15 protein-coding genes and 1 tRNA gene are annotated in these 13158 nt (G+C 65.8%); 8 read left to right on the top strand and 8 right to left on the bottom strand.

Going from position 1 to position 13158, the window contains the following annotated elements:
• Nucleotides 1–9 precede the first annotated feature (9 nt).
• A complete protein-coding gene (locus GRI55_RS10630) occupies nt 10–444 on the bottom strand; it encodes a type II 3-dehydroquinate dehydratase (protein ID WP_160767148.1) in 435 nt (144 codons plus the stop codon).
• Between the two features lie 125 nt (nt 445–569).
• Between GRI55_RS10630 and GRI55_RS10625 the strand changes: the two genes are divergently transcribed.
• Nucleotides 570–932 carry a DUF1622 domain-containing protein gene (locus GRI55_RS10625; protein WP_160767147.1) on the top strand — a complete coding sequence of 121 codons (363 nt, stop codon included), beginning with the start codon at nt 570–572 and terminating at the stop codon, nt 930–932.
• A 20-nt stretch (nt 933–952) separates the two neighbouring features.
• Here GRI55_RS10625 and GRI55_RS10620 read toward each other — a convergent pair whose 3' ends face one another.
• On the bottom strand, nt 953–1366 hold the full coding sequence (locus GRI55_RS10620) for a holin family protein (RefSeq protein WP_160767146.1): 414 nt from the start codon (nt 1364–1366) through the stop codon (nt 953–955).
• Between the two features lie 120 nt (nt 1367–1486).
• Nucleotides 1487–1563 (bottom strand) — tRNA-Pro (locus GRI55_RS10615).
• 201 nt (nt 1564–1764) lie between these two features.
• Between GRI55_RS10615 and yajC the strand changes: the two genes are divergently transcribed.
• Genes yajC through secF form a run of 3 tightly spaced genes read left to right on the top strand, consistent with a single transcriptional unit; the run spans nt 1765 to nt 4699 of the window.
• The gene (gene yajC / locus GRI55_RS10610) at nt 1765–2091 is read left to right on the top strand and encodes a preprotein translocase subunit YajC (protein WP_050600083.1); all 327 of its coding nucleotides are present in this window, start codon (nt 1765–1767) and stop codon (nt 2089–2091) included.
• 18 nt (nt 2092–2109) lie between these two features.
• Entirely contained in the window at nt 2110–3708 is a 1599-nt protein-coding gene (gene secD, locus GRI55_RS10605) for a protein translocase subunit SecD (protein ID WP_160767145.1), read from the top strand.
• Nucleotides 3709–3721: 13 nt separating this feature from the next.
• Nucleotides 3722–4699 (top strand): protein translocase subunit SecF, encoded by a 978-nt coding sequence (secF, locus tag GRI55_RS10600; RefSeq protein ID WP_063506008.1) that lies wholly within the window; start codon nt 3722–3724, stop codon nt 4697–4699.
• Here secF and GRI55_RS10595 read toward each other — a convergent pair.
• A complete protein-coding gene (locus GRI55_RS10595) occupies nt 4696–5880 on the bottom strand; it encodes a glycosyltransferase (protein ID WP_307019178.1) in 1185 nt (394 codons plus the stop codon). The genes secF and GRI55_RS10595 overlap by 4 nt on opposite strands.
• A gap of 2 nt (nt 5881–5882) precedes the next feature.
• The gene (locus GRI55_RS10590) at nt 5883–6455 is read right to left on the bottom strand and encodes a helix-turn-helix domain-containing protein (RefSeq protein ID WP_160767143.1); all 573 of its coding nucleotides are present in this window, start codon (nt 6453–6455) and stop codon (nt 5883–5885) included.
• A 98-nt stretch (nt 6456–6553) separates the two neighbouring features.
• Here GRI55_RS10590 and GRI55_RS10585 point away from each other — a divergent pair, with 98 nt between their 5' ends.
• On the top strand, nt 6554–7033 hold the full coding sequence (locus GRI55_RS10585) for a DUF6456 domain-containing protein (RefSeq protein WP_050600079.1): 480 nt from the start codon (nt 6554–6556) through the stop codon (nt 7031–7033).
• An 89-nt stretch (nt 7034–7122) separates the two neighbouring features.
• Here GRI55_RS10585 and GRI55_RS10580 read toward each other — a convergent pair whose 3' ends face one another.
• From GRI55_RS10580 to GRI55_RS10570, 3 genes are read right to left on the bottom strand one after another with little or no spacing between them, the layout of a single operon-like run.
• Nucleotides 7123–7701 (bottom strand): uracil-DNA glycosylase family protein, encoded by a 579-nt coding sequence (locus tag GRI55_RS10580; RefSeq protein ID WP_050600078.1) that lies wholly within the window; start codon nt 7699–7701, stop codon nt 7123–7125.
• On the bottom strand, nt 7698–9515 hold the full coding sequence (locus GRI55_RS10575; protein WP_160767142.1) for an ABC-F family ATP-binding cassette domain-containing protein: 1818 nt from the start codon (nt 9513–9515) through the stop codon (nt 7698–7700). Before GRI55_RS10575 ends, GRI55_RS10580 begins: the two co-directional genes overlap by 4 nt.
• Nucleotides 9516–9557: 42 nt before the next feature.
• Complete coding sequence (locus GRI55_RS10570) at nt 9558–11117, bottom strand: amidohydrolase family protein (RefSeq protein ID WP_160767141.1); 1560 nt, start codon at nt 11115–11117, stop codon at nt 9558–9560.
• 128 nt (nt 11118–11245) lie between these two features.
• Here GRI55_RS10570 and GRI55_RS10565 point away from each other — a divergent pair, with 128 nt between their 5' ends.
• From GRI55_RS10565 to GRI55_RS10555, 3 genes are all read left to right on the top strand, one after another.
• Nucleotides 11246–11965 (top strand): SIMPL domain-containing protein, encoded by a 720-nt coding sequence (locus tag GRI55_RS10565; protein ID WP_160767140.1) that lies wholly within the window; start codon nt 11246–11248, stop codon nt 11963–11965.
• Between the two features lie 67 nt (nt 11966–12032).
• The gene (locus GRI55_RS10560; protein WP_160767139.1) at nt 12033–12341 is read left to right on the top strand and encodes a PepSY domain-containing protein; all 309 of its coding nucleotides are present in this window, start codon (nt 12033–12035) and stop codon (nt 12339–12341) included.
• Between the two features lie 82 nt (nt 12342–12423).
• Entirely contained in the window at nt 12424–13101 is a 678-nt protein-coding gene (locus GRI55_RS10555) for a response regulator transcription factor (RefSeq protein ID WP_050600073.1), read from the top strand.
• Nucleotides 13102–13158 lie beyond the last annotated feature (57 nt).

The following is a 13158-nucleotide window of genomic DNA, read 5'->3' as shown; positions in this document are numbered from 1 at the left end:
GGGCGCAAATTAGAGCGCGGCGGCTTTCTCCAACGCTACGGCATAGCCGCGCGCTCCTAGGCCTTTCACCTCGTCAACTGCGGCCATGCCGACATAGGAAAGATGGCGGAAACCCTCGCGTGTCGCGGGGTCGGACAGGTGCACTTCGATCACCGGCACCCCGATCGCCTTGATCGCATCGAGCAGCGCGACCGAAGTGTGCGTATAGGCCGCGGCGTTGAGCAGCACCGCCTTCGCTCCGGTGCTGCGCGCCTCGTGCAGCCAGTCGACCAGCACGCCTTCGTGATTGGTCTGGCGAAAGTCGATCTCGAGGCCGAGCTCGCGCGCCTTCCCGCCAAGCATCGCCTCGATATCGGCGAGCGTATCGGAGCCGTAGATCTCGGGCTCGCGCGTGCCGAGCAGGTTGAGATTGGGGCCGTTCAGGACGAAGACGGTGTCGGTCATGGGGAAGGGGTTAGCGGCAATCGGCAGGCCGCGGAAGGGCCGCGATGCTTCGCGTATTGAGCGAGGTTTTTGGAACAGCACTGGCCGTTCGAGGGTCTTGTGTCAGGGGAAAGGAGGTCCCGCGCATGCTAGACACTCTCGCGATCGAAATTGCCAATCACGCCACCCGGATCATCGAGCTGACCGGGATCGCCATTATTACGATCGGCGGCTTCGCCACATTGGCCCTGTCCATTTACCGGCTGGTCAGCGGGTTCGACCGCAACGAGGCCGTGCAGAAATTGCGATCCAGCCTCGGCCGGGCCATCCTGCTGGGGCTCGAATTCCTTGTCGCGGCCGACATCATCAACACGGTCGCCATCGAACCGACATTGGAAAGCGTTGCCGTCCTGGCGGGAATCGTTTTGATCCGAACCTTCCTGAGCTTCAGTCTCGAGACGGAAATCGAAGGGCGCCTGCCTTGGCGCCAGAAAGCCGACGCGGGCTGAGAACGCTCTCTCCGTGAGACCTACTGATCCACGCCCTTGACCTTACCCCATTGGCGCGCCGCGGTGTAGCCGAGGTAGCCGGTGCCGAAGAGTGCGTAGAGTGCTTCGGGAAGCGCGGCGAGGTAGCGGGTCATGCCTTCGCCGATGGCGCGCGCAGTGATGGGGTCGAAAGCGGCGATCACGCCCATCGGCATGCTGAACAGGATCAGCGCGTACATGACGTAAAGAAAGCTTGGGCGGGCGCGGCTGGTCCAGGGGTCACTGCTTTGCGCTTCGGCGACGATGGCGGACAGGCGCGCCTCGATCTGCTTCAACTCCTGCGTGCCTTCGAGCGCAAGCAGTTCGAGCTTCGCCCGGGCCCGTGCGTCCTTGTCGGGGATCACCTTGTCGATGATCGAGGCAAGCGGGCCGATAAGCGATTCGATGAGCGGCATGGGGTGTCTCCGGTTGGCGAGACCGAATCGAATAACCAGATTGGTTCGTGTAGGAAAACGCGAACGTCGGCGCGGGACCGCGCGGATCGTCATGGCTGCTGCGATATGAGGGAAGTCCACTGGTCGGGATGACTGGATTCGAACCAGCGACCCCCACACCCCCAGTATGGTGCGCTACCAGGCTGCGCTACATCCCGAAACCAGTGGAGGCGGCCCTATAGGGCGGGTGTTTGAGCATGGCAAGCACAGTTCGCAGGCAATTCGTTGCCCCGGCATCGCATTGCTGCTAACCGCGCCGCACTTTCGCAAGAAGGGTGGTGCAGGCGGCTTGAACACGGCGCCCGCGCGCTCCAATTGCGAATTCGACACAACGCCAATTTCCGACAGGTATTTCATCGATGATCGATCTTCTCGCCGCCGCCGGTAGCGCCGCAGCCGAGCCGCCCGCATGGACGGGCTGGGTCCTGCCGCTGGGCATGCTGCTGATCCTGTGGTTCCTCATCCTGCGCCCGCAGATGCGCCAGCAGAAGCAGCACCGCGAACGCGTCGCGGGTCTCGCCAAGGGCGACGAAGTGGTTACGGCCGGCGGACTGGTCGGCAAGATCACCAAGGTCGAGGACCACTACGTCCATGTCGAACTGACCAAGGGCATGACCGTCAAGGCGGTGCGCAACACGATCGGCGAAGTGCTGTCGTCGCGCGACAAGCCTGCCGCAAACGACTAGGACGGGGCGCACCACTTCATGCTCGATTTCCCCACCTGGCGTAAGATCTGGCTATGGCTGATCGCCGGCCTGTGCGTCTTTGCCGCGCTGCCCTCGCTGCTGTCGGCCACCAGCATCCGCTGGCCCGATGCCCTGCCGCAGCCGATGGTCAATCTCGGCCTCGATCTCGCCGGCGGGAGCCATATCCTGCTTGAAGCGGATGCCGCGCAGGTCGCTGCGCAGCGGCTCGAGAACATGGAAGAAAACGTGCGCAACACCATGCGCAGCGCCGATCCGCGAATCCGCATCGGCGACGTTTCCACTCGCGACGGCCGGCTCAGCTTCATGCTCGACGATCCCGGCCAGGTGGACCGCGCCCGCGAACTGCTGCTTCCCGCGATGAACGGCACCGGGCTGGTGCGCGAATGGGACATGGCGGTCGAGGACGGCAACCGCATGGTCCTCACCCCCACGCAGGAAGGCACCGACCAGGCTGTCAGCGATGCGATGGAAAGCGCCACCGAAGTGGTCCGCAAGCGGATCGACGAACTGGGCACGCGCGAACCGACGATCATCCGCCAGGGCGATACGCGGATCGTGGTGCAGGTGCCCGGCCTGCAGGATCCCGACCAGCTCAAGACGCTGCTCGGCCAGACCGCCAAGCTCGAATTCAAGCTCGTCGACCAGAACGCGCTGCCCAGCGATGTGCAACAGGGCCTCGCCCCGCCGGGATCGGAAATCTTCCCTTATGTCGATACCTCCGATTTCGCGGGCACTTCGCTGGCGGTCCGCCGGCTCGGCGGTATTCGCGGCGACAATCTGACCGGGGCGCAGCAGAGCTTCGATCCGCAGACCAACGAACCGGTTGTCAATATCCAGTTCGACAGCGACGGTGGACGCCGCTTCGCCAAGCTGACCACCGACAATGTCGGCAAGCCCTTCGCCATTATCCTCGACGACAAGGTGCTGTCCGCGCCCAATATCAACGAACCCATTCGCGGCGGCTCCGCGCAGATTTCGGGCAGCTTCTCGGTCGAGACCGCGAACCAGCTGGCGATCTCGCTGCGGTCGGGTGCGCTGCCGGTCGATCTCGCCGTGATCGAGGAACGCACCGTCGGGCCCGATCTGGGCGCCGATTCGATCAAGCGCGGCATGCTGGCACTGGGTGTCGGTTCGTTGCTCGTCATCGCGCTGATGATCGTCAGCTATGGCCGCTTCGGCGTTTATGCGACCGCGGCGCTGGGGATCAACGTGGCGATGCTGCTGGGCATCATGGCCGCGCTCAACACCACGCTGACGCTGCCGGGCATCGCGGGCTTCGTGCTGACTATCGGTGCGGCGGTCGACGCCAACGTGCTGATCAACGAACGCATCCGCGAGGAACGCAAACGCGGGCGCCGGGTCATCGCCGCGGTGGAGAACGGCTATCACGAAGCCAGCCGCGCGATCTACGACGCCAACATCACCAACTTCATCGCCGGTGTGCTCCTGTTCCTGTTCGGTTCGGGTCCGATCCGCGGCTTTGCCGTGGTGCTGATCATCGGCCTGTTCACCAGCGTCTTCACCGCCGTTACCCTGACCCGCATGTGGGTCGCCGGCTGGCTGCGCAAGACCAAGCCCAAAGACATCGTACTGTAAGGAGGGCGACGATATGAAACTGCTCAAGCTCGTCCCCGACGACACCAATATCAGCTTCCTCAAGTGGCGCGTGCCCTTCTTCGCCATCAGCGTGCTGCTGATTGCGGTCAGCTGGGCGCTGGTGCTGACCAAGGGCCTCAATTACGGCGTCGATTTCGCCGGCGGTCTCGAAGTTCGCGCCACCTTCACGCAAAGTGAAGAAGCGCCAGTGGTGGAGCTGCGCGACCAGGTCGAAGCGCTCGGCTACGGATCGCCGGTGGTGCAGCGCTTCGGCGAAGACAACCAGGTCTCGATCCGCGTGCGCCTGCCCGACGAGGTTTCCGCCGACAAGGAAGCCGCGCAGCAGGCAGCCAACGATATCGTCGACACGCTGCAGGCCGAATATGACGATTTCCGGCTCGACGGGAACGACAATGTGTCGGGCAAGGTCTCGGGCGAATTCCGCCAGACCGCGCTTTATGCATTGCTGGCCGCGATGGGGGCGATCGCGCTCTACATCTGGATCCGGTTCGAATGGCAGTTCGGTGTGGGCGCGCTGTTCGCGCTGTTCCACGACGTCAGCCTGACGCTGGGCATGTTCGCGCTGTTCCAGCTGGAATTCAGCCTCCAGATCATCGCCGCGATCCTTGCCATCATCGGCTATTCGCTCAACGACACGATCGTCATCTACGACCGCATCCGCGAGAATTTGAAGAAATACCGCAAGATGGAACTTCCCGCGCTGCTCGACCTGTCGGTCAACGAAACGCTGGCGCGGACGGTGATGACCTCGCTCACGCTGCTGGTGGCGCTGTTGCCGCTGCTGCTGTTCGGCCCCGCCAGCCTGTTCGGCATGGTCGCCGCGATCACGCTGGGCCTCTTCGTGGGTACTTATAGCTCGGTCTATTCGGCAGCGCCGATCCTGGTCTGGCTGGGCGTGACCAGCGACAGTTTCGTGCCGACCGAAAGCGTCGCCGACGAACAGGAGAAGAAGGCGCGCGGCCTGGTCTAGGCGATCGCGTCGTAATGGGCGGCGAGCGCTGCGGCGTTCGCTGCCCAGCTGAACCGCTCCACCGTCGCCGCCACCGTCTGGGGCGGGCGCGGGTTGCGCGTCACCTCGTCGATCCCTTCGCGCACCGCACGGCATGTCCGTGCCACGATGACGCCCGCCGCGGGTGAGGTGACCACCTCGCGCGCGCCGCCCGCATCGGTGATGACGATCGGCGTGCCGCAGGCCAGCGCCTCGATCCAGGCATTGGCGAGGCCTTCGCTGGCGGACGGCAGCACCATGGCATCGGCCGCGCTCAGGATGGGGGGGAGCAACGCAGGTTCGATGCTGCCGAGGAAATGCACGCGGTCGGCCACGCCCACCTGCCTGGCCAGTCCGCGCAGGCTGGTTTCATCCGCCCCCGCACCGACCAGCAGCAAACGTGCATTCGGCAGATCGGCCAGCGCCTTGATCACGAAGGCCTGCCCCTTGCGTTCGATCAGCGCGCCCACCGTGACCAGCACCGTGTCCGACGCGGCCAGCGGGATGCCGAAGCTTTCCCCGAGGCGCTTTTTCAGGCCCACGTGATCCATCGGGCGAAACAGGTCGCGGTCGAGCCCGGTGTAATGCACGGTGATCTTGTCGCGCGCCATTCCCAGCTCTGCCATGTCGTCGGCCAGCGTCTCGCACACGGCCAGCACGCCTGCGGCGGCGTCGGCGGTTTTCAGCAGGGCATCGCGGCCATAGGCGCGCGCGCCCCAGTAATGGATGTCCGCGCCGCGCGCCTTGACCGAGAATGGCAGGCCCAGATCGCGCGCAACGGCCATCGCGGCGGGACCGTCGGGATAGAAGAACTGCGCATCGACCAGATCGAACGGCTGCTGCGCGTGAAGTTCGCGCGCGAGCGGCAGGACCGCCTTGGTGATCAGGCCCGGATTGAGCCGCCCGCCGACTTTCGGGAGCAGGCGGAATACCGGCCGATGCACGGTCATGCCGAATTCCTGCGTGTCGCGAGCGGCCTCCGAAAGCGCGCGATAGCGGCCCAGCGCCAGCGGCGGCAGGCCGATGGGGTTGATGACCGCCGTGTCCCAATGCGTGTCGCGCTGGAGCGCTTCGAGCGACTTGGCCACGAAGATCCCGAAGCGCGGCTGCGCCGTGTTGGGGAACAGGGTCGACAGCGACAGGACCCGGCGGGTTTTCGCCACGGTCACAGCCGCCGTACCAGCATTTCCGCCACCGCGATCCACGCCGGATTGTCGACCACCTGCTGCTTTTCGCCATGCCCGGGAGGCAACAGCCCAACCATGCTGCCCTGTCGGTCGATCAGCCGCCCGAACGCGAAGCGCCCACCCTTGCGGGGCACCAGCACGTCGCGGTTGATGGCGCGGGCAGCCTCCTCGGGCGCGATCCGGCGCAGCCACAACTGGTCCCCGGGGCGGTATTCGCCATGCGGGAATGCGATATCGAGCACCATCAGCGATCCGCCCCCGCCGAGATCGGTGGCGAGGATGGCGTCGCGCGGGGCGGCCCGCGCTTCCGGCCCCGCTTGTTCGAGCGTCGCAACGACTTGCGGGTGATCGCCGCTTTCGCTGCGCACCAGCATTTCGGGTTCGACCCCCAGCGCCGCGGCAATCCGTTCCATCCATTTGAGCGACAGGTTGCGCATGCCCGTTTCCAGCCGGCCCACCGTTTGCGGAGTGGTGGGCGGCTCGCACGCAGCAGCCAGATCGGCCAGCGTCAGTCCCTTCTGGCGGCGGATATCGCGGATGCGGTTGATCACGGCACGGTCCCCGGAATAACCAAATTGGTTTTCCGTCTTTCCTACAGGAACCAGATGGAAGCAAGGGCAAACTCCCACCCACCGCAGGAGAAATGCCGATGCGCCGCAAGCTTGTCGAACGTGAACTTACCGAGGAAGGCCCGCGCCGTGGCAGGGGGGCACGGCCCGCACGGCGCAGCGTGACGGTCAATCTGGCGGAAAGCCCGCTGTCCTGGCTGCATGCGCGTGGACATTTGTCCGACCGCCGGTTCGATGCCGCCGAGCGGTTGCGGCTGGATTACGAAAAGGCGCAGCTGGCGCCGTCGGTCACGATGCGGTGGGATCCGGTGCGGGTCGATTGCGCAGGAAGCGGCGGGGACGGGCTCACGCCAAGCGAGCGGCAGCTTGCGGCGAAAGCGCGCTTCGATGGTGCGATGGCGGCGGCAGGGCCGGGGCTGAACGATATCCTCTGGCGCGTCGCCTGTTGGGGTGAAGGCGTGCCGGCGGCGGAAAAGGCGCTGGCCTGGCCCGCGCGCAGCGGCAAGCTGGTGCTCGGTATGGCGCTCGACCGGGTGGCCGATTTCTATCGCCTTAGTTGATGCTGCGTATGCTCGGGCTTTTTCGCTCAGGACCGTGGTCCATGCGGTCCATGTCTCCCGCATGCTGTCGGGCTGGTGCGGGGGCAATCCTAGATATGGCGGCCAATCGCCTCGCGCAGTTCGGGGAGGACTTCGGCCTCGAACCACGGGTTCTGCCGCATCCAGATCGTCGAACGCCACGCGGGATGCGGCAGCGGGAAGAAGTGCGGCAGGAATTCGCGGTATCGGCGCACCCGCTCGGTCATCGACAGCCTGCGCGCACCGGGCAGGTAATGGCCCTGCGCATAGGTTCCCACGAGCAGGGTCAGCCGGTCTTCGGGCAGCAGGTCGAGGATGCGATGGTGCCATTGCGGCGCGCATTCGCGGCGCGGGGGCTTGTCGCCGCCGCTGGCCTTGCCGGGATAGCAGAAGCCCATCGGCACCAGCGCCACCTGCGCAGGGTCGTACATCTGCTGCTTGGTCAGCCCGGTCCATTCGCGCAGCCGGTCGCCGCTGGCATCGTCCCACGGGATTCCGCTGGCATGGACCTTCGACCCGGGTGCTTGGCCAATGATAAGCAACCGTGCGGTTGCCGAAAACCCCGTCACCGGGCGCACGCCATGCGGCAGATGCGCAGCGCAAGTGCGGCAGCCGGCGATCGCCGCGCGCAGCTCTGCCTCGGGGCTCACGCTCCGGCTTGCTCGGCGAGCTCCAGCCAGCGTTCCTCGGCGGCATCCTTCTCGGCGCGGGCATTCTCGATGCCTTGCGAGATGTTGGCAAAGCGTTGCGGATCGGCGGTGTAGAGCGTGGGATCGGACAGGATCGCCTCGCCCTTGGCGATCGCCGATTCGAGCTCCTCGATTCGCGCCGGCAGGAGCTCGAGGTCGCGCTGGTCCTTGTAGGACAGCTTGGCGGGCGTGGCAGGCGGCGGGGGCGGGGGCGGGGGCGTGGACGGAGCCTTGCCGCCCGACTTGTCCGCCTTGGCCTTGCTCGCAATGGTCTGGCGGCGCTTGCGCTGCCAGTCCTCGTAACCGCCCGCGACCACGTCCACCCTCCCGGTCCCGTCGAGCCCGAGCGTGATCGTCACCGTCCGGTCGAGGAAGTCGCGATCGTGGCTGACGATCAGCACCGTGCCCTCGTAGTCGGCGATGACCTCCTGCAGCAGGTCGAGCGTTTCGAGGTCGAGGTCGTTGGTCGGCTCGTCGAGCACCAGCAGGTTGCTCGCCTTGGCGAACTCGCGCGCCAGCAGCAGGCGGCTGCGTTCACCGCCCGACAGCACGCTGACCTTCATGTCGACGATCTTGGGGTCGAACAGGAAGTCCTTGAGATAGGCCTGCACATGCTTGCGATTGCCGCGCACGTCGATCCAGTCGCCGCCTTCGGCCAGCACCTGCCGGACGGTCTTGTCGGCAGTGAGCAGCTGGCGCTGCTGGTCGATCATCACGCCGGTCAGCGTTTTGGCGATCTCGACGCTGCCGCTGTCGGGTTCGAGCTCGCCGGTGAGCATGTTCAGCAGCGTGGTCTTGCCCGCGCCATTGGCGCCGACGATACCGATGCGGTCGCCCCGCTGGATGCGCAGGCTGAAGGGCTTGATGATCGTGCGTTCGCCATAGCTCTTGCTGATCCCGTCGGCGACGATGACCGATTTGGACTTGAACGAAGCCTCGGTCGCGAGCTGCAACTTGGCCGTGCCGCCCGCGGTGATCATCGAGGCGCGCTGTTCGCGCATCTGGTAGAGCTTCTCGAGCCGGCCCTGGTTGCGCTTGCGCCGCGCGGTGACGCCGCGTTCGAGCCAGTGTGCTTCGAGCTTGAGCTTGGCGTCGAGCTTGTCCGCGGCCCGGGCCTCTTCGGCGTAGACCTGCTCTTCCCACGCCTCGTAGCCGCCGAAGCCCACTTCCTTGCGGCGCAGGATCCCCCGGTCGAGCCACAGCGTCGCGCGCGTCAGCCGCTTGAGGAAGGTACGGTCGTGGCTGATGACGAGGAAGGCGCCCTTGTAGCGTTCGAGCCAGCCTTCGAGCCAGTCGATCGCGCCCAGGTCGAGGTGGTTGGTCGGCTCGTCCATCAGCAGAAGGTCGGGGTCCTGCGCCAGCGCACGCGCAATGGCAGCACGGCGCTTCTCGCCGCCGCTCGCGCCCTCGGTGGCGCGCGTCATGTCGATGCCGAGCTGGCCCGCGATCGCGTCGACCTCGTGTTCCTGCGGGGCGCCGGCACCGGCCAGCGCCCAATCCATCAACGTGGCATGGCCGGTCAGGTCGGGGTCCTGCTCGAGCACCACGATCCGCGTGCCCGGCTTGATCTTGCGCTCGCCGGCATCGGTTTCGACCTGGCCGTCGATCATCCGGAACAGCGTGGTCTTGCCCACGCCATTGCGTCCGATCAGCGCGATCCGGTCGCGCGGGCCGACGTGCAGGTTCAGCGGCTCGTGGTCGGGCCCGCCGAACAGCCACTTGCCGCCCTGCTGCAGGGCGATGCCTTCGAGGCTGAGGATGGGGGGCTGTGCCATAGGCCGCGCGAGGTAGGCGCGCTTGGCCCCTGCCGCAAGCCGTCAGCGGGCCTGGCGCTGCTCTTCGACCATCCGCGCGACATCGGCGAGCAGCGCATGGGCATCGAAGACGATCCCGTCCTTGATCGTCCAGCGCACTCCGCCGACCTGCTCGATCGCCCCGGTTTCCCGGTTCAGCCGCGTATGCCCGGTGCCATAGAGGACCTTGAGATTGGCGAGCGGGTTCTCGGGCACGATCACGAGATCGGCGAGCTGCCCGACCGCGATGCGCCCCATCGGCGGTTCCTGCCCGAGCGGTTCGTACAAGGAGCGCGCGCCGTCGAGCGTTGCGGCGCGAATGACCGCCAGCGGCGACAGGCCCGCTTCGCGCAGCATCTCGAGCTCGCCGATATAGGCGAAGCCCCAGGTCTGGTAGATGTACCCAGGGTCCGAGCCTGCGGTGACGCGCCCGCCGCGGTCGTGGAAGTCCTTCGTCAGTTCGAACCACTTGGCGTAGAAGTTCCGCCACGCGACCTCGTCCTCGCTGGTCCAGTCCTTATAATAGCTGCCGTGATTGGTCGCGCTGGGGGCGTAGAAATCGCTGAGCGAGGGGAGCGTGTACTTCGCGTGCCAGTCAAAACCGCGCGCCCGCATGACATCGCGGCTCGCGGCATAGATGTTGAAGGTCGGGCTGAGCGTCACGTCCTCGTCGATCAGCAGGTCGACATAGTCTTCCCACTTCTCGTTACCCGGCTCGACCGCCTGCGGGGCCAGCCGTGCCACCCAGGCGAAGCGCGACTGCTCGTCGAAGTAGTTGTAGTCACCGGGATAGTGCGGCAGCCCGGCCTTGAGCAGACTTTCGAAGTGGCCGTAGAAATGCGTGACGTCGTCGAGCCCAAGCTCGACCGCAGTGCGCGCGTTGACTTCGGCAACGCCCGTCTGCGCCAGATGGGCGACAGTGCCCATCTGCAGCTTCTCGGCTTCGTCGAAAGCCGCTTCGAAGACTGCGGGGGAATAGCCGTTGAAGAACTTCACCCCCCAGTATCCCTGCGCCTTCGCCCAGCGCACCCATTCGCGCGCAGCGGCAGGCGTTTCGGGGGTGCCGCGGCCCCATTTGTCGCCGAACACGGCATAGGGGATCAGGCGCGGCGCGGTGATGGTGTTGGCGGCGCTGCGCCGCGTGTCGCTGATATCGGGCGTATCGGGACCGAAGTAGAAGCTGACGCCGCGGACCGTCGTCACGCCATGCGCAAGCCACAGCTTGTAGCCATAAGACGGCTGCGGCGCCTTCGACGCATCGCCATTGTGACCATGGACATCGACGAAACCGGGGAGGACGTACATGCCCTGCGCATCGACCACGCGCTGGGCAGTTTGCGCCTCTGCGGCCGGGGCCCCGCCGGGATAGAGTGCGGCAATGCGATTGCCTTCGACGACGATGTCGACCGGTCCGGCAGGCGGCGCTCCGCTGCCTTCGATCACGGTAGCCCCGCGGATAAGCAGTCTGTCGAAGGGGCCTTCGCCTTCGCCGGCGGGACGATCGGGCACGCGCTCCATCTGCGCGGCGAGCGGCTGGCCCCCCAGTCCGGCAAGCGCCGCGAGTGCCAATGTCCAAGCTTTCATAGATACCCCCTGAAGTCCGCGACGGTGGCTAGCGGCTGCCACGGTCCGAGGAAAGCGGGAACATTCCCGTTCAGCAAGCCGTAAAGCAGCCAAACGGATAATCCGTTCGACCTATGAGGAGCAAAGCCATGATCCGTTTCGCAATTCCCGCCCTGGCGGCAGCCACCTTCGCTTCCGCCGCGCAGGCCGCCGAAGTCCAGATCCAGGCGCAGGGCCCGGTCGTCGAACTCACCGTGAGCGAAGTGGTCGACGCCAAGCCCGATATCGTCGATCTGAGCGCGGGCGTGACCAGCCAGGCGCGCACCGCGGTCGAGGCCATGCGGATCAACGCGCGTGAGATGACCGCCGTGATCGACCGGATCAAGGCGCTGGGCGTGGACGCGGACGATATCCAGACCGCGGGCATCGATCTCAATGCGCAGTACGACTACGACCAGGAGACGCGCGAACAGGTCTTTCGCGGCTATCAGGCCTCCAATCGCGTCAGCGTGACGCTGCGCGATGTCGACCGCGCCGGTGAAGTGCTCGATGCGCTGGTTGCAGCCGGGGCGAACAACGTCGGCGGTCCCCGCTTCTCGCTGGACGATGACAATGCCGCGCGCGCGCAGGCCCGCAAGGCCGCGTTCGACAATGCGCGCTCGCAGGCGCAGCAATATGCCCAGTGGTCGGGCTTCACCGGCGTACGGCTGCTCGAAGTGAGCGAATCCGTGGCCGCCGGCTCGCCGATCGCCTTCGAGGAATCGGCCGGGCGGCAGGCGATGAAGGTTGCCGATGCGCCGACCCCCGTCGAGCCGGGGCTGGTCGGCACGCGGGTTTCGCTGACGGTGAAATTCGAGATGACGCGCTAGGTCGAACCATCGCTTCCGCGCACATTCACCCCTTGTTCAATGCCCTGCGGCTAGGCAGACACGCATCATGTCACGCATTCTGACCTTATTGCTGGCCGCCGGGCTCGTCGCGGGCCCCGTTCTGGCCGAGCCTGCTTCTGCGCAGCAGCGCCGTTCCGAACAGGGCGAGGCGCGGCGCGAGATGAGCGCCGGCAATATCCTCGAATTGCGCGATATCGAGGCGCGTATCCTGCCGTCGATGCGCGGGGCCGAATATCTCGGGCCCGCATACGATTCGACTGCGATGGCCTACCGGTTCAAGTTCATCAAGGATGGCCGCGTGATGTATGTCGATGTCGATGCGCGCACCGGCAAGGTGCTGCGGCGCAGCCGCTGACCGGGCGCCGAAACGCGGGCGCGGTTGACGCGTTAACCGACATGAACGAAACGCGGCGTAAACTATCCGAGGACGGACTTATATGCGTATCCTGATCGTCGAGGACGAGCCCACGCTGGGCGAGCAGCTGAAATCGACGCTCGAACAGAATGGCTATGCGGTGGATCTGTCCACCGATGGCGAAGACGGCCATTTTCTCGGCAGCACCGAGGATTACGATGCAGTGATCCTCGATCTCGGCCTGCCCGAAATCGATGGGCTGACCGTGCTCGGCATGTGGCGCAAGGAAGGCCGCAAGTTCCCCGTCCTGGTGCTGACCGCGCGCGACAGTTGGTCCGACAAGGTCGCCGGCCTCGACGCAGGAGCCGACGATTACCTTGCCAAGCCGTTCCAGACCGAAGAGCTGATTGCCCGCCTGCGCGCGCTCATCCGCCGTGCTTCGGGCAATACGTCGAGCGAGCTGACTGCCGGTGCGGTCCGCCTCGATACGCGGTCGGGCCGGGTGACGCTGCAGGGCGAGCCGGTCAAGCTGACCGCGCAGGAATACAAGCTGCTGAGCTACCTGATGCACCACAAGGGCAAGGTCGTCAGCCGCACCGAACTGATCGAGCATATCTACGATCAGGATTTCGACCGCGATTCGAACACGATCGAGGTCTTCGTCACCCGCATTCGCAAGAAGCTGGGTGCGGAAGTGATTACGACGATCCGTGGACTCGGGTACAGCCTCGACGACCCCGCCGACCAGCCGCGCGCCTGACGGGGCGTCCGGCGCGGTTGCGAAGGTCGGGAAATCCCCGCCGGCGAATCCTGCCGC

This window comes from Qipengyuania citrea, assembly GCF_009828015.1.
In the GTDB taxonomy this organism is placed as follows: Bacteria; Pseudomonadota; Alphaproteobacteria; order Sphingomonadales; family Sphingomonadaceae; genus Qipengyuania; species Qipengyuania citrea.
The sequence above is the reverse complement of the archived record's forward strand: the minus strand, read 5'-3'. Positions and strand labels throughout refer to the sequence as shown.